The organism is Micromonospora saelicesensis (genome assembly GCF_900091575.1).
Lineage (GTDB): Bacteria > Actinomycetota > Actinomycetes > Mycobacteriales > Micromonosporaceae > Micromonospora > Micromonospora saelicesensis.
In genome coordinates, this window is record NZ_FMCR01000009.1 from 150,051 (window position 1) to 164,308 (window position 14,258).

Annotated in this window: 16 protein-coding genes; 11 read left to right on the plus strand and 5 right to left on the minus strand. The window is 72.3% G+C overall.

The features are described 5' to 3' along the window. Positions 1 to 5: 5 nt before the first annotated feature. Both GA0070561_RS30610 and GA0070561_RS30615 read left to right on the plus strand, forming a co-directional pair. Entirely contained in the window at positions 6 to 1,334 is a 1,329-nt protein-coding gene (locus tag GA0070561_RS30610; RefSeq protein ID WP_091408443.1) for a M20/M25/M40 family metallo-hydrolase, read from the plus strand. Between the two features lie 59 nt (positions 1,335 to 1,393). Continuing rightward, a complete protein-coding gene (locus tag GA0070561_RS30615; RefSeq protein ID WP_091408864.1) occupies positions 1,394 to 2,056 on the plus strand; it encodes a hypothetical protein in 663 nt (220 codons plus the stop codon). 51 nt (positions 2,057 to 2,107) lie between these two features. Here GA0070561_RS30615 and GA0070561_RS30620 read toward each other — a convergent pair whose 3' ends face one another. From GA0070561_RS30620 to GA0070561_RS30630, 3 genes are all read right to left on the minus strand, one after another. After that, positions 2,108 to 2,299, minus strand: a complete 192-nt coding sequence (locus GA0070561_RS30620; protein ID WP_013734349.1) for a DUF5703 family protein — start codon at positions 2,297 to 2,299, stop codon at positions 2,108 to 2,110. Positions 2,300 to 2,523: 224 nt separating this feature from the next. Next, positions 2,524 to 3,408 carry an SseB family protein gene (locus GA0070561_RS30625; RefSeq protein ID WP_091408447.1) on the minus strand — a complete coding sequence of 295 codons (885 nt, stop codon included), beginning with the start codon at positions 3,406 to 3,408 and terminating at the stop codon, positions 2,524 to 2,526. Further along, a complete protein-coding gene (locus GA0070561_RS30630; protein WP_158629563.1) occupies positions 3,405 to 3,824 on the minus strand; it encodes a YbaB/EbfC family nucleoid-associated protein in 420 nt (139 codons plus the stop codon). The genes GA0070561_RS30625 and GA0070561_RS30630 overlap by 4 nt, the downstream gene beginning before the upstream one ends. Before the next feature lie 92 nt (positions 3,825 to 3,916). On the opposite strand from GA0070561_RS30630, the gene GA0070561_RS30635 reads away from it, so the two are divergent. From GA0070561_RS30635 to GA0070561_RS30645, 3 genes are read left to right on the plus strand one after another with little or no spacing between them, the layout of a single operon-like run. Further along, on the plus strand, positions 3,917 to 4,249 hold the full coding sequence (locus GA0070561_RS30635; RefSeq protein ID WP_091408454.1) for a hypothetical protein: 333 nt from the start codon (positions 3,917 to 3,919) through the stop codon (positions 4,247 to 4,249). Next, positions 4,246 to 5,307: a WXG100 family type VII secretion target gene (locus GA0070561_RS30640; protein WP_091408458.1), complete on the plus strand. Its 1,062-nt coding sequence runs from the start codon at positions 4,246 to 4,248 to the stop codon at positions 5,305 to 5,307. Before GA0070561_RS30635 ends, GA0070561_RS30640 begins: the two co-directional genes overlap by 4 nt. Before the next feature lie 13 nt (positions 5,308 to 5,320). Next, complete coding sequence (locus GA0070561_RS30645; protein ID WP_091408463.1) at positions 5,321 to 6,226, plus strand: hypothetical protein; 906 nt, start codon at positions 5,321 to 5,323, stop codon at positions 6,224 to 6,226. Between the two features lie 37 nt (positions 6,227 to 6,263). Here GA0070561_RS30645 and GA0070561_RS30650 read toward each other — a convergent pair whose 3' ends face one another. After that, positions 6,264 to 7,235, minus strand: a complete 972-nt coding sequence (locus tag GA0070561_RS30650; RefSeq protein WP_091408467.1) for an aldo/keto reductase — start codon at positions 7,233 to 7,235, stop codon at positions 6,264 to 6,266. 186 nt (positions 7,236 to 7,421) lie between these two features. Here GA0070561_RS30650 and GA0070561_RS30655 point away from each other — a divergent pair, with 186 nt between their 5' ends. The 6 genes from GA0070561_RS30655 (at position 7,422) to mshC (ending at position 12,983) form a co-directional block, all read left to right on the plus strand. Then, entirely contained in the window at positions 7,422 to 8,474 is a 1,053-nt protein-coding gene (locus GA0070561_RS30655; RefSeq protein WP_091408471.1) for an LLM class F420-dependent oxidoreductase, read from the plus strand. Further along, on the plus strand, positions 8,471 to 9,307 hold the full coding sequence (locus tag GA0070561_RS30660) for an undecaprenyl-diphosphate phosphatase (protein WP_091408473.1): 837 nt from the start codon (positions 8,471 to 8,473) through the stop codon (positions 9,305 to 9,307). The genes GA0070561_RS30655 and GA0070561_RS30660 overlap by 4 nt, the downstream gene beginning before the upstream one ends. Positions 9,308 to 9,419: 112 nt before the next feature. Continuing rightward, complete coding sequence (locus GA0070561_RS30665; protein WP_091408476.1) at positions 9,420 to 10,124, plus strand: MSMEG_4193 family putative phosphomutase; 705 nt, start codon at positions 9,420 to 9,422, stop codon at positions 10,122 to 10,124. A gap of 157 nt (positions 10,125 to 10,281) precedes the next feature. Next, entirely contained in the window at positions 10,282 to 10,863 is a 582-nt protein-coding gene (locus tag GA0070561_RS30670; RefSeq protein ID WP_091408480.1) for a DUF3090 domain-containing protein, read from the plus strand. Beyond that, positions 10,860 to 11,678 (plus strand): SCO1664 family protein, encoded by an 819-nt coding sequence (locus GA0070561_RS30675; RefSeq protein WP_091408483.1) that lies wholly within the window; start codon positions 10,860 to 10,862, stop codon positions 11,676 to 11,678. The genes GA0070561_RS30670 and GA0070561_RS30675 overlap by 4 nt, the downstream gene beginning before the upstream one ends. A gap of 66 nt (positions 11,679 to 11,744) precedes the next feature. After that, positions 11,745 to 12,983 carry a cysteine--1-D-myo-inosityl 2-amino-2-deoxy-alpha-D-glucopyranoside ligase gene (mshC, locus tag GA0070561_RS30680; RefSeq protein ID WP_091408486.1) on the plus strand — a complete coding sequence of 413 codons (1,239 nt, stop codon included), beginning with the start codon at positions 11,745 to 11,747 and terminating at the stop codon, positions 12,981 to 12,983. A gap of 151 nt (positions 12,984 to 13,134) precedes the next feature. Here mshC and GA0070561_RS30685 read toward each other — a convergent pair whose 3' ends face one another. Then, a complete protein-coding gene (locus tag GA0070561_RS30685; protein ID WP_341844887.1) occupies positions 13,135 to 14,253 on the minus strand; it encodes an alpha/beta hydrolase family protein in 1,119 nt (372 codons plus the stop codon). Positions 14,254 to 14,258: the final 5 nt, after the last annotated feature.

The window sequence follows — 14,258 nt, forward strand, 5'->3', positions numbered from 1 at the left end:
AGGCGATGACGAGCGATGCCGCCTCCGCCCTGCCCGACCCCACCGCAGAGGTCGTGGACCTCTGCCGCGACCTGCTGCGCATCGACACCACCAACACCGGTGACAACGACACCAGCGTCGGCGAGCGCCGCGCGGCCGAGTACGTGGCGGAGAAGCTCGCCGAGGTAGGCGTGGAGTCCGTCCTGCACGAGTCCGCGCCGGGCCGGGCGAACGTGGTGGCCCGCATCCCGGGCACCGACCCGAGCCGGGGCGCGCTGCTGGTGCACGGCCACCTGGACGTGGTGCCCGCCGACGCCGACGAGTGGTCGGTGGGTCCGTTCTCCGGCGAGCTGCGCGACGGCTACCTCTGGGGCCGGGGCGCCATCGACATGAAGGACTTCGACGCGATGGTGCTCGCCGTGGTGCGGCACTGGCAGCGCACCGGCGTACGACCCCCGCGCGACATCGTGCTCGCGTACACCGCGGACGAGGAGGCGGGCAGCGACTACGGTGCGCGCTTCCTGGTGGACAACCACCGGGGCCTCTTCGACGGCTGCACCGAGGCGATCGGTGAGGTCGGCGGCTTCTCCTACTCGGTCAACGACAACCAGCGGCTCTACCTCATCGAGACCGCCGAGAAGGGCATCGACTGGCTGCGGCTGCACGCCAAGGGCCGCCCCGGGCACGGCTCGATGATGCACGACGACAACGCCGTCACCGCGCTCGCCGAGGCCGTCGCCCGGATCGGCCGGCACCGCTTCCCGGTGGTGGTCACCGACACCGTGCGGGCCTTCCTGACCGAGGTCTCCGACCTGCTCGGCATCGAGTTGGACCCGGACGACCCGGAGACGGCCATCGCGAAGCTCGGCCCCATCGCCAACATCATCGGCGCGACCATCCGTAACACCGCCAACCCGACCCGGTTGAGCGCCGGCTACAAGGACAACGTCATCCCCGGCCGGGCCACCGCCACCATCGACTGCCGCAGCCTGCCCGGGCAGTCCGAGCTGCTGGAGCGGCAGCTGCGCGAGCTGGTCGGCCCGGACATCGCGATCGAGTACGTCCAGCGGCAGCCGGCGCTGGAGACCACCTTCGACGGTGACCTGGTCGAGGCCATGTCGGCGGCCCTGCGCGCGGAGGACCCGGGGGCGCGGCCCGTTCCGTACATGCTCTCCGGGGGCACCGACGCCAAGGCGTTCTCGCAGCTCGGCATCCGCTGCTTCGGGTTCGCCCCGCTGCGGCTGCCCGCCGACCTGAACTTCTCGGCGTTGTTCCACGGCATCGACGAGCGCGTTCCGGTGGACGGACTACAGTTCGGCGTGCGGGTTCTCGACCGGTTCCTCCGCACCTGCTAGTCGTGTCCGGCGGTTTGCCGCCGGCGCGCAACCTCCCCATCGTGAAGGGACTGCCCCACATGACCGACCAGCATGGTGAGCTGGACGCCGCTCTCGAGCGGGTGATCGAAGCGGCCCGCCACCACCTGGCCGCCGTACGCGCCGCGCAGGGCCGCGTCGACGACGACGACGTCTGGCAGGCGTACGTGGCGTTGAACAACGCCTCCTTCGCGTACGACGAGCGACTGCTCGACGCCTTCGGCGAGGTGACGCCGTGGGATGTCGACTCGATCGACCCGGACGAGGCCGACGAGCGTTTCGGCGGCGGCGAGGGTGCCGAGGCCAGCGACCCGCACCCCCGGGTGATCTCGGTGCGTCAGCGTCGTGACTACCGGGTGCCGAGCGTCGCCGCGCTGCTGCGGGTGGCCGAGGCGGCCCGCCGCGAGGGCACCCCGGAGGACGACGAGCCGGCGCCGGTGGAGGGCGTCGGCGAGGCGGTGCTGGAGCTGCTGCAGAGCGGTGACGGCTCGCTCGGCGCGTTGGACGTCCCCGAGTTGGAGCCGCTCGACGGGGTGGTCATGGTCAGCGAGGTGGGCACGCCGGTCGATCTGGAGTCGTTCGACGACGACGATGCCGTCGGCCCGTTCCAGCCGGCTGCCGACGACCGGCTGGTCGGTCGGCTCGACGAGCACCCGTTCCTGGAGCTCGACGACGACCACGACCACGCCGGGCACCAGCACTAGGCCGGGTGCCGCCCGGGGCCGACTCCGGCCTCGGGCGGCACCGCCCGGTCGTCAGTACGACAGACCCGGCTGCGGCTGGTTGACCCGCCGACGACGCAGCACCACCTGCCGCGTGCCGTCCCGGTACAGCCGCACCCGGGCCAACTCCCATCCGGAGAACTCCGCCTGGATCGCCAACTGCGCCGCGGCGGTCAACCGGTCGACGTTCGGCGGCAGCCGCAGTGGCGCGTACTCGTAGTCCATGCCCTCCATGCTGCCCAGCCCAGCGGCCGTTCGCCACCCCCTCCGGAGTGACCAACGACGCCACCGTGGGCGGTTCGTGCCGCCCCGTCCCTCCGTACCGCCCCGCGTCCCCGTCGCGCCGATCTTGCAGTTTCTGTCGCCGAGATGAGTGGAAAGCTCCCTATGTCGCGACAGCAACTGCAAGATCGCGGGAGAGGGGGCGTCGTCGCGGCTGGGCAGGGGTGTCAGGCTGTCGGGACGTTCGCCGTCAGCAGGGCGGCGAGGGCCGGGGCGGCCAGGGCGAGCGCCCGGTGGCTGCCCGGGTCGACCGCCAGCCCCCAGGACGGGTCCGGCCAGTCCTCGAACAGTTCGGCGCAGGGCAGCGCGACGAACGGCACCCCGTCCCCGGTGAACGCGGCGAGCGCCCCCGGCGAGGTGAAGACCGGCAGCAGCGGCGCGCCGGTCGCGTCGCCGACCACCGTCCACGGGAAGTCGGCGTCCGGCGTCGGTTCCCCGGCGAGGGGAACGCACACCGTGGCGCCGGCCAGCGCTCCGAGGTAGCCGGGCAGGTCGCGCCGACCGACGGCCGCGGCGAGTTGCGCCACCACCGCCGGCTCCGCCTCGACGGGTGCCGCCCCGGCCGGAGCTGCCCCGGCCGGAGCCGCCTCGACCTGGGTCGCCTCGATGGGCGCCGGCCGGTCGATCGATAGCACCCCCGGGCCGGGGCGCGCGGCCGGCGACACCCCCGGGCCAGGGGGCGCGGCCAGCGACGCCGCTGGGCCGGGGCGCGCGGCCGGCGGCAGCGCCCGGCAGGAGAGCGTGCCGGGTTCGTCGGTCAACACCTCGGCGGCGGTACGGGTCACGAACACACTGAGCCGCTCCACCTGCTCCGGAGTGCGCGCCGCCTCGTACCACCAGCCCTCGTCGCCGGTCGGGCGGTGCCAGCCGAGCGCGGCCAGGCGTGCCTCGTCGTGGCCGGGGCAGATCACCCTCACCACCTGGCGGCGCACCAGCAGCCGGATCCCGCGCGGACCGGCGGAGAGCTCCAGGTCGGTGTCCCGGTCGCAGCGGGCGACGGTGTCCCGCAGCCGAGCGGCGATCTCCGGCCAGGTCGGCGACGGCGACGTCACGCCGGTGCGCCCGGCAGGCGGTCGTCCAGCCGCCCGAGCCGGGCCACGGTCTCCTCCAGCCGGCCCAGCGCCGAGAAGTCCCCCGGAGTGCCGAACAGGTCGCCGAGCCCCGCGCCGAGCGCGACGTCCAACCCCTCGGTGTGCTCGTCGACGTGCCCGGAGGCGACCTCACGAGCCCGCCGGTACGCGTCGAGCACCAGCTCGGCCACCCCCTCCGTGCCGGCGCGCAGGGCGGCGGGCGCGAGGGTGAGGCCGGTCAGCGCGCCGGTGGCGTCGACCGTCGCGGAGACCAGCCCGCTCTCGTCGACAGCGGTGCCGGACAGCTCGGCCAGGTCGTCGCGGAGGCCCGCGAACCGGCGTTCGATGTCGGCGATCCGCCCGGCGAGCGCGTCGAACGCGGACGTCGGGTCCGTCATGAGATTCCTCCCCGTGGATCGTGCGACCGGGTGGTGCCCGGCGGCCGGGAGATCGTATCGTCGGTGCGCTCGACTCATGGGGGAGGAACGGCATGCCGCCGGATATCGATGTCGACGTGCAGGCGGTCCGTCGACTGGAGACAGCCGCCAAGCAGGTCGCCAGCTCGCTGGCCGCGCTGGAACGGCAGATCGTCTCGGCCGGCGACGTGCCGTCGGACGCCTTCGGCCACCTGCCGTTCGCCAGCGACATGCTTCGCGACAAGTACGCCGAGCAGGTCACCGGCGGCAAGGAGTTGTTCGCCGCCGCGAACGCCGCCTTCGGCCGGGTTGCCACGGCGCTGGCCGGCACGGTCGAGGCGTACGAGCACAACGAACGGGACCTCGACGCCGGGTTCAAGGCCATCCAGTCGGGGCTGCCCGGATGAGCGGCCCGGCCGGCAGCGCCGTCCAACTGTGGAACGGCCTGGACAGCGCCCTCTCCGGGGTGCAGGACGCCGTCGACAGTGTCTGCCGGACCCTGGCCTGGCCACTGATCCAGCTCGTCGACCTGGTCGACGGCGAGCCCGCCGTGCTGCGCGCGAAGGCCGCCGAGTGGGACGCGTTGGCCGCGCAGGTGCGCGAGCTGGCCCAGGGGCATCGCGGCACCCGGGAGTCCGCGCAGGCGGGCTGGCGCTCACCGTCCGGTGTGGCGTACGGCCAGCGGTTGGCCGAGGTGGAGCAGCAGCTCCTCGACGTCGCCGACCAGTTCGCCGCGACAGCGGAATACCTGCGCAGTGTCGCTGACGGCCTGCAGACCGTGCACGACGTGCTCGTGGACCTCTGCGTGGAGTTCGTGAACTTCCTCCTGGTGACGCTGGTGACGGCGTTGCTGATGGCGCCGGTGACCATGGGGGCGTCCTGGGCGGTCGGCGTGGGCGTGACAGTGACCAGGGCCCTGGTCGTGGTCACCCGGATGCTGAAGGTCATCCGGCCGCTGGCGGTGCACCTGCAGAAGGTCATCCGCCTGCTCCAGCGGGTCATGCTGTACCTGCGCAAGCTGCAGGCGCACCTCGACAAGCTGGTCAAGATGCAGGACAAGCTGCGTACCGGCAAGAAGTACGCCGACAAGCGGCACGCCGCCGGTAAGGCCGACAAGTGGTTCCACAAGATCTTCGACCCCACGAAGGGCACCTACAAGCTGGGCAAGTCCGGTTCCCCGTTCGACATGGGCGTCCTCGACCGGGCCGCCGCGCTGCGGGCGCACGGGGTCGCCGACGGGGCCCGGGTGATCGCCCGGGACTGGGCGACGAACCTGCCGTGGAACGTGCCGAACTCGGTCGTGCACGGTGTCACCTGGGGGACTGTCGCGTTGACCAGCGGGCTCTCCGTTCCCGGAAGCGAACAGGTCGGCGACCAGATCGACCAGGCGGTGCAGGGCGGCGCGGACTGGATCGACCAGAATGTCTTCGGGCAGCCGCCGGCGGGTCAGCCGGCGGGCCGTTAGGAAGGAACGCGTGATGTCAGGGGAGCGAGGCCGGCTCGGTCGGTTCACCGACGCGGTGCTCGGCGGCGCGCGGGCCGCCCGGGACAAGGCCCGCGAGCTGCGCGACGAGTTCCGCACCAGCGACGAACCCGAACGTGCCCTCGTCGCGCCGCTGCTGCCCGGGCAGGAGCTGCGCTATGTGGGGCTCGGCCCGGTCCGCGTCCCGCAGACCCACAAGGCCGGTCGGCAGCTCGCCGATGTGATGGCCGACGAGTTTGTCGACTCGCTCGACCCGAAGGTGCTGTTCGGGCTGCTCAACATCGTCAACCCGGTGGTCTGGGTGGACGCGGTGCTGACGCCGGTCCGGCTGGCCGCGGGCGTACTGCTGCTGCCCGGCAAGGCCGGTGCCATCGCCGCCGGTGTGCCGGAGGCGGCCGAACCGGAGCCGGCCCCACCACACCAGCGGGTGCAGCGGGATCCCATCCCGCTCACCGAGGAACAGGAGGCGTTCCGCGCCCTGTTCCGGCTCAGCCTGTACCGCCCGCTGGCCGAACAGCTCGCCGAGATCGCCTATCGTCGCCGGTTCGTCTTCAGCGGCGACCTCGCTACCCTCGCTGGCAGCCTGCTGCTCTTCCTGGAGCGTTACAGCGGCACCCCGCTGGCGGTGACCGACACCCACCTGCACCTGCTGCGGATGGGTCCCCGCCCGGACGCCGACCGGCCCGACCGACGGCAACCGCGGGTGCTGTGGAGTGTGCGGCGCGACCGGGTGGCCCGGGTCGACTCGGAGCGCGGCGCGACCGGGCTCGTGCAGCTGACGTCCACGATCGTCTTCGACGACGGCTCGTGGATCCGGCTCACCCAGCCCGCGCTCCGCGACGACCAGTCGCGCTTCCTGACCGCGATCCACGACCTCCCTGGCGAGCGCCCAACACCGTGATCCGGCGCGCGGGGCCAGCCGTGATCCGGCCGGCCGGTCAGCCGTCGCGTTCGGGGTAGCCGACCGGTACTGCGGAGACGTCGTCCAGCGCGGTGGTGATCTCCTCGGGCAGGGTGATCCGTTCCACTGCGAGCGCGCCGAGGAGCTGCCCGACCGTGCGCGCGCCGAGGATCGGCGCGGTCACGCCGGGACGGTCCCGGATCCACGCCAACGCCACCTCCAACGGCGACACCCCCAGCCCACCGGCCGCGGTGGCCACCGCCTCCACGATGCTGGAGCAGCGCGGCTCCAGGTAGGTCGAGACGAACCGCTCGAAGTGCGGCGACGCGGCCCGGGAGTCGGCCGGGCGGCCGTGCCGGTACTTGCCGGTGAGCACGCCCCGGCCCAGCGGCGACCAGGGCAGCACGCCGAGGCCGAGCGCGTCGCACGCGGGCAGCACCTCCCGCTCCACGCCCCGCTCCAGCAGCGAATACTCCACCTGGGACGCGACCACCGGCGCCCGCCCCGGCCAGGCGGTCTGCCAGGCGGCGGCCCGTGCGGTCTGCCAGCCGGAGAAGTTCGACACCCCGACGTAGCGGACCTTGCCGCTGGCCACCGCGTGGTCCAGGGCGGCCAGCGTCTCCTCCAGCGGGGTGTCCGGGTCGTACCCGTGCACCTGGAACAGGTCGACGTGGTCGGTGCCGAGCCGGCGCAGCGACGCGTCCAACGTGCGCAGCAGGTGCCCCCGGGAGCCGTCCCGACGTCGGCCACTGCCGGGGCGCAACCCGGCCTTGGTGGCGATGAGCAGGTCCTCACGGGGGACGAGGGAGCCCAGCAGCGAGCCGATCACCGACTCGGCGTCGCCGTCGCCGTACACGTCGGCGGTGTCGATCAGGTTGCCGCCCGCGTCGAGGTAACTCTTCAGCTGAGCGGCCGCATCGTCGGCGTCGGTGTCCCGGCCCCAGGTCATGGTGCCGAGCGCGAGCCGCGAAACCGCCAGCCCGCTTCGGCCGAGCGGTCGCTGTTGCATGGGTGAACCTTATTTCGAACCTGCCGCCACCGATATCCTCGCTCCCGTATCTCTGCCGGTTCTGCCGGTTCCGCCGCCCCGGGCTGCCCCGATGGAGGGGGGATCAAAGGGGTCGAGCCGGTGATCGAGTCCGTTATCGGCATTGCGTAACCTGGGGCGACCTGTGCCACGGATGGGGGAGGACCAGTGCGACTCGGGCTCAGTCTCGGATATCAGACGGCGTGGAGCACACCGGCCGACCACCTGGCGCTGGCCCAGGAGGCGGACCGGCTGGGCTATTCGGTGGTGTGGGCGGCGGAGGCGTACGGCTCCGACTCGCCCAGCATGCTCGCCTGGATGGCCGGCCAGACCGAACGGATCGACGTCGGCGCCGCGGTGATGCAGATCCCCGCCCGTACGCCGGCGGCCACCGCCATGACCGCCGCCACCATCGACGCGCTCTCCGGCGGTCGGTTCCGGCTCGGCCTGGGTGTCTCCGGCCCGCAGGTGTCCGAGGGCTGGCACGGCGTGCGCTTCGCCAAGCCGCTGGCCCGGACCCGCGAGTTCGTCGACATCGTCAAGCTGGCCATCGCCCGCAAGGAGGTGGCGTACGACGGCGAGCACTACACGCTGCCGCTGCCGGACGGACCGGGCAAGGCCCTGCGGCTGGGCTTCCACCCGCCCCGCGAGCACATACCGATCTATCTGGCCGCTGTCGGCCCGAAGAACCTGGAACTGGCCGGCGAGATCGCCGACGGCTGGCTGGCCGTGTTCTACGCCCCGGAGTTCGCCGAGGAGCAGCTCGCCTCGGTGGCCGCCGGGCGGGCCAAGGTCGGCAAGGAGCTGGCCGGGTTCGACGTGGTGCCGTCGGTGCCCGTGGTGATCGGCGACGACGTGGCTTCCTGCGCCGAACTCGTCCGCTGGTACGCCGCTCTCTATGTGGGTGGCATGGGCAGCCGGCAGCAGAACTTCTACAACCAGCTCGCCACCCGGATGGGCTACGGTGACGCCGCCCGCGAGGTGCAGGACCTGTACCTGGCCAAGCGGCAGCGCGACGCCGCAGCCGCCGTACCCATGGAGTTCATCGACCGCACCTCGCTGCTCGGCCCGAAGGAGCGCATCGCCGAGCGGATGCGGGAGTACGCCGCGGCCGGCGTCACCACGCTGTCGGTGACCCTCTTCGTGGCCGACCGGGACAGCGGTGTGCAGACCCTGCGTACCGTCGCCGAGGCTCTCGACCTCTCGGGAGTCGGCGAGTGACCTGGGTCGAGGCCATCGTCCTGGGCATCGTCCAGGGACTGACCGAGTTCCTTCCGGTCAGCTCGTCGGGGCATCTGCGGATCACCTCGGCGATCTTCTTCGACCGGGACGCAGGCGCGTCGTTCACAGCGGTCACCCAGCTCGGCACCGAAGCGGCAGTGCTGATCTACTTCGCGAAGGACATCTGGCGGATCACCCGGACCTGGCTGGTGGGCATCCGGGACAAGTCGGTCCGCTCCAGCCTCGACTACCGGATGGGCTGGTACGTGATCGTCGGCTCGATCCCGATCGGGCTGTTCGGTTTCGTGTTCAAGGACCAGATCAAGACCGCCGGGCGCAACCTGTGGGTGGTGGCGACCACGCTGATCGTGTTCGCGTTCGTGTTGGCGTTCGCCGAGTACTGGGGGCGGCAGACCCGCACCCTGGAGAACTTCCGGATGAAGGACGGCATCGTGATGGGCTTCGCCCAGGCGATGGCGCTGGTCCCCGGGGTGTCCCGCTCCGGCGGCACGCTCACCGCAGGTCTGCTGCTCAACCTGACCCGGGAGGCGGCGGCACGGTACTCGTTCCTGCTGGCCATCCCGGCGGTGGTGATGTCCGGCGTGTTCAGCCTCGGGGACGTCTTCGAACCGTCCGCCCCGGGCACGTCCGTGCCCACGGTGGCCCAGACGATCGTGGCCACGGTCATCGCCTTCGCCATCGGATACGCGGCCATCGCGTGGCTTCTGCGCTACGTCGCCCACCACACCCTGTACGTCTTCGTGCTGTACCGGGTCGCGCTGGGCACCCTGGTCCTGGCCCTGCTGCTGACCGGCACGATCGACGCCACCTGACCGATCTGCCGACACGGCCCCCGGCTCCGCCCGCAGGCGGAGCCGGGGGCCGCAGTCGTCAGGTCGCCGCCCGCGACGGCCCGGTGCCGGGCCCAGGTCATAGGGTGGTCCCGTGGCGACCCTTCTGCTTCTGCGACACGGCCGAACCACGGCGAACGCCGACGGCGGCCTGGCCGGCCGGCAACCGGTCGAGTTGGACGACACCGGGCGCGCCCAGGCCACCGCGGTCGGCGAGCGGTTGCGGGCGGTGCCGCTGGCCGCCGTGGTGACCAGCCCGCTCATCCGGTGCCGGCAGACCCTGGAGTTGGCGCTCCCGCAGGCCGCCCCGGTGGTCGAGGACGGGCTGATCGAGTGCGACTACGGCAGCTGGGAGGGGCAGCCGCTGAAGAAGCTCGCCAAGGAGCCACTCTGGCCGGTGGTCCAGCAGCACCCCAGCGCGGCGGTCTTCCCGGGTGGGGAGGCGATGGCGGCGATGGCGGCGCGTGCCGTGGCGGCGGTGCGTACCTGGGACGCTCGGGTGACCGCCGAGCACGGGCCCGAGGCGGTCTGGTTGGCGTGCAGCCACGGCGATGTGATCAAGGCCATCGTGGCGGACGCGCTCGGCGTACACCTGGATGCCTTTCAACGGATCGTGGCCGACCCGGCGTCGGTGACGGCGATCCGGTTCACGCCGCTGCGTCCGTTTCTGGTGCGGCTCAACGACACCGGTGGCGACCTGGCGGCGCTGGTGCCGCCGCCGGCCAAGCGGCGTCGGCGCGCGAACCGCGTGGCGGACTCGGACGCGGCCGTCGGCGGTGGGGCGGGTGCGTCGCGGTGAGGCGCGTCACGACACCGCCCCCGGCCGGAGCGTCGGCGCACGCCAGAAAGGCCGCCACGCCCGGGTGTAGGCCCTGGTACGCCGGGCGCGCCGCCGCTGCGGCGATTCGCGTCGGTGGGGTGCACGATGCCAAGGCGGGCCGGATAGGGTCGTGGGTATGACCCACCAGGTGCACGCCTTCGAACCGCCGGAGCGGTTCGTCGCCGGGACTGTCGGGCCGCCGGGGGAGCGCACGTTCTTCCTGCAGGCCCGCGGCGGCGGCAGGCTGGTCAGCGTCGCGCTGGAGAAGGTCCAGGTGTCCCTGCTCGCCGAGAAGCTTGAGGAGCTGCTCACCGAGGCGCAGCGTCGCTTCGGGGTTGACCTGCCCGAGCTGGCGCCGGTGATCGGCGACAACGAGCCGCTGGACACTCCGGTCGACGAGGAGTTCCGGGTCGGGACGCTCGGGCTGGCCTTCGACGTGGACAGCGCGACCGTGGTGATCGAGGCGATCGCGGCGGGCGAGGTGGAGCCCGAGGTCGAGCTCGGCGACGAGGACGACGAGGACGAGGACGACGAGGACGAAGAGCCGGACGAGGACCTGGATCGGCTCCGGGTCCGGCTCACTCCGCAGGCGACCCGCCAGTTCATCGAGCGGGCCCGGCGAGTGGTCAACGCGGGCCGGCCACCGTGCCCGCTCTGCGGCCAACCGTTGGACCCCGCCGGGCACCTCTGCCCGCGGCACAACGGTTATCACCGGTGACCTCGTCCGGCCTCCAGCCTCGCCAGGACGGCGACGCCGCGCTGCGGCTGCTGCGTGACGGCGTCCTCGACCTGGAGGGTCGGCTGGTCGACGCGTCGAACACGACGCTGCGCGGCGTCCTGACCCTGGACGGGTTGACCGCCCGCTGCGTCTACAAGCCGGTCCGTGGCGAGCGCCCACTCTGGGACTTCCCCGACGGCACCCTGGCCGGTCGGGAGGTCTCGGCGTACCTGGTCTCCCGGGCCACCGGATGGGATCTGGTGCCGCCCACAGTGCTGCGGGACGGCCCGTTCGGCCCCGGCTCCTGCCAGCTGTGGATCGACGAGCCGGAGGACGCCGAACCGCTCGTCGGTTTCCTGCCCGCCGGGGAGTTGCCGCCGCGCTGGATCCCGATCGCCGCGGCCCGCGACGACGACGGCGCCGCGTACGCCCTCGCCCATGCCGACGACCCGCGGCTGGCCCGGCTCGCGGTGCTCGACGCGGTGCTCAACAACGCCGACCGTAAGGGCGGTCACGTGCTCGTCGGTGCCGACGACCGGATCTACGGTGTGGACCACGGGGTGAGCTTCCACGTGGAGGACAAGCTGCGCACGGTGCTCTGGGGCTGGGCCGGTAAGCGGCTGCCCGCGGACGCCGTGGAGATGCTCGACGCACTGGCCGGGCAGGTCGCCGGTGCGCTCGGCGCGGAGTTGGCCGACCACCTGACGATCAGCGAGGTGGCCGAGGTGGCCGCCCGGGTCGACCGGCTGCGCGAGACCGGCTGCTTCCCCCAGCCTCCGGAGGACTGGCCGGCGATTCCCTGGCCGCCCATGTGACCCGCTGTCATCTTGATCACCCGTGGGGCGCTCCGGCGTCGTCGTCGGGCTGGCTAGGCTGATCCCATGGAGTCTTGGGCGGGACACGAGGTGCCACGGCTGCCGGGCAGGGGCGAGCCACTGGCGTTGTACGACTCGGCGCGGCAGGGTGTCCACCCGAGTGAGCCGGCCGACGCGGGAAGCATGTACGTCTGCGGCATCACCCCGTACGACGCCACGCACCTCGGTCACGCCGCCACCATGATCACCTTTGACCTGGTGCAGCGGATGTGGCGCGACGCCGGCCGCCCGGTGCGCTACGTGCAGAACGTCACCGACATCGACGACCCCCTGCTGGAGCGGGCCGCCCGCGACGGCGAGGACTGGGTGGTCCTGGCGATGCGCGAGACGGCGCTGTTCCGGGAGGACATGGAGGCGCTGCGGATCATCCCGCCGGCGCACTACGTGGGCGCTGTCGAGTCGATCCCGGACATCGCCGACAAGGTCGAGGTGCTGCTCAAGGACGGCGCCGCGTACCGGCTCGACGACGGCACCGGCGACGTCTACTTCGACATCTCCGCCACATCCCGCTTCGGTTACGAGTCGAACCTGACCCGCGAGCAGATGCTGGAGATCTTCCCCGAGCGCGGCGGCGACCCCGACCGGGCCGGCAAGCGGGACCCACTGGACCCGCTGCTGTGGCGCGGCGCCCGCGAGGACGAGCCGTCCTGGCCGGGTGGCGAGCTGGGCCCCGGCCGCCCCGGCTGGCACATCGAGTGTGCGGTGATCGCGCTCAACCTGCTCGGCGACCGGATCGACGTGCAGGGCGGCGGCAACGACCTGCTGTTCCCGCACCATGAGGCATCCGCCGCGCACGCCGAGCGGCTCACCGGCCAGGCGCCGTTCGCCGAGCACTACGTCCACGCCGGCATGATCGGTCTGGACGGCGAGAAGATGTCCAAGTCCCGCGGCAACCTGGTCTTCGTGTCCCGGCTGCGCGCCGACAAGGTCGACCCGATGGCGATCCGGCTGGCGCTGATCTCCGGGCACTACCGCAGCGACCGCACCTGGACCGACGACCTGCTCACCGCCGCTTACGAGCGCCTGGACCGTTGGCGGCGAGCCGCCGCGGCGCCTGCCGGGCCGTCCGGGGCTGAGCTGCTGGCCGAGGTACGCGCGCGCCTGGCCGACGACCTGGACACCCCTGGCGCCCTGGCCGCTGCCGACCGTTGGGCCGAGGCGACCCTCGCCGGTGCCACCGACGACCCCGAAGCGCCCGCCCTCTTCGCGAAGACTGTCGACGCCCTCCTGGGCATCCGCCTCTAGAGCCCACGTGCGTGGTGCCGTGCGCCCGCTTTGATCGACTCGGCTTTCAGGAAGTCGCGGTGTCCCGAGGCGTGCGAGGCACCGATTTCAGAAAGCCGAGTCGATCAAAGGGCTCAGCCGGGGTCGGGGTCGTGGCGCGCCCTCGATCCGGTCACGGGATGAACCTCACCTCGGGAAAGGACCGGCTCGGGCCGTTCAGTAGGTGGCCGCCCCGGTGCCGCAGGTGCAGGTCGAAGAACGCCAGCGGGTACGCCTGCCCGATGCGGACCGCGCGGGCGGGGTCGAGCGTGCCGACTAAACCGACGAGTTCCTCGTCGCTCATGCCGATGAGCTTTGCCAGTTGCGGCACGAGCCACTGGTTGTCGCCGTAGGACGAGTGGATCGCCTCGGCGGCTTGGATGTTGAGTCGCCATCCGCGTAGGTGCGTGAAGAACTCGGCGACGGCGGGCTTCGCTGCCCGGGTGTACTCCGCCGTCATCAGCATGAACGGCCGGTACAGGTCGACGGAGGGCAGCGGCTGGGACTGCATCGGGGCGTCCAGGCTCAGCCCCGCTCGGATCCGCCGGTCGGTGCCCATGGTCAGGGCCGTCGCGGTGCCGCCCTTCGACCAGCCGAACATGCCGATCCGGCTCAGGTCGAGGGCAGCGCCCAGCCCGGTCGGCAGCGGCGCGTGGTCGACGTCGGGATTGCCCCCGGCGGCGAGGTCGGAGATCTGATCGAGGACGAATCGGACGTCCCGGGTGTAGGTCCACGGGGTGGAATCGAAGTCTTCCTCCTGGACGGTGACTCGGCCGTCGGGGAACTCGCTGAACCCGTCGTACGTGTGGTCCACAGTGACCACCGCGTAACCGTGGCTGGCGAGTTCCTGCACCACGATGGTGGTGTCCGAACGGTGGCTGCCGGCGCCGTGCGAGTACAGGACCACCGGCAACCGCCGGCCCGGGTGCCGCACCGGGGCGCCCTCGTGTCCGGCCGTCAACGGTGCCAGCGCGGCGTGAGGGTCGAAGCCGGCGGATTCCAGCAGCATGCGCATCGAAGCGGCGGTCATCCACGGGGAGCGCGGGTAGCGCCGCTCGTTCCGCGCGGGATACCAGACGCTGACCATCAGTTCCCGATACCGTCCCGACCCGGCCAGCGGGTCCGGCCGCGACCGGTCGACCAGATGCAGTGGCACCACACCCACGCGGTACGGCCCGGTCGGCCGGGGGAGAGTGAGCCGGACCGGGCCCGAATCGGCGGTTGCCGCCGTGGCGCGGCCGGTGATGCCCATTGGTA

Coding starts and splice junctions, on each gene's coding strand:
- GA0070561_RS30610 (WP_091408443.1), top strand. CDS start 6: ATGACGAGCGATGCCGCCTCCGCCCTGCCCGACCCCACCGCAGAGGTC.
- GA0070561_RS30615 (WP_091408864.1), top strand. CDS start 1,394: ATGACCGACCAGCATGGTGAGCTGGACGCCGCTCTCGAGCGGGTGATC.
- GA0070561_RS30620 (WP_013734349.1), bottom strand. CDS start 2,299: ATGGACTACGAGTACGCGCCACTGCGGCTGCCGCCGAACGTCGACCGG.
- GA0070561_RS30630 (WP_158629563.1), bottom strand. CDS start 3,824: ATGACGGACCCGACGTCCGCGTTCGACGCGCTCGCCGGGCGGATCGCC.
- GA0070561_RS30635 (WP_091408454.1), top strand. CDS start 3,917: ATGCCGCCGGATATCGATGTCGACGTGCAGGCGGTCCGTCGACTGGAG.
- GA0070561_RS30640 (WP_091408458.1), top strand. CDS start 4,246: ATGAGCGGCCCGGCCGGCAGCGCCGTCCAACTGTGGAACGGCCTGGAC.
- GA0070561_RS30645 (WP_091408463.1), top strand. CDS start 5,321: ATGTCAGGGGAGCGAGGCCGGCTCGGTCGGTTCACCGACGCGGTGCTC.
- GA0070561_RS30650 (WP_091408467.1), bottom strand. CDS start 7,235: ATGCAACAGCGACCGCTCGGCCGAAGCGGGCTGGCGGTTTCGCGGCTC.
- GA0070561_RS30670 (WP_091408480.1), top strand. CDS start 10,282: ATGACCCACCAGGTGCACGCCTTCGAACCGCCGGAGCGGTTCGTCGCC.
- mshC (WP_091408486.1), top strand. CDS start 11,745: ATGGAGTCTTGGGCGGGACACGAGGTGCCACGGCTGCCGGGCAGGGGC.
- GA0070561_RS30685 (WP_341844887.1), bottom strand. CDS start 14,253: ATGGGCATCACCGGCCGCGCCACGGCGGCAACCGCCGATTCGGGCCCG.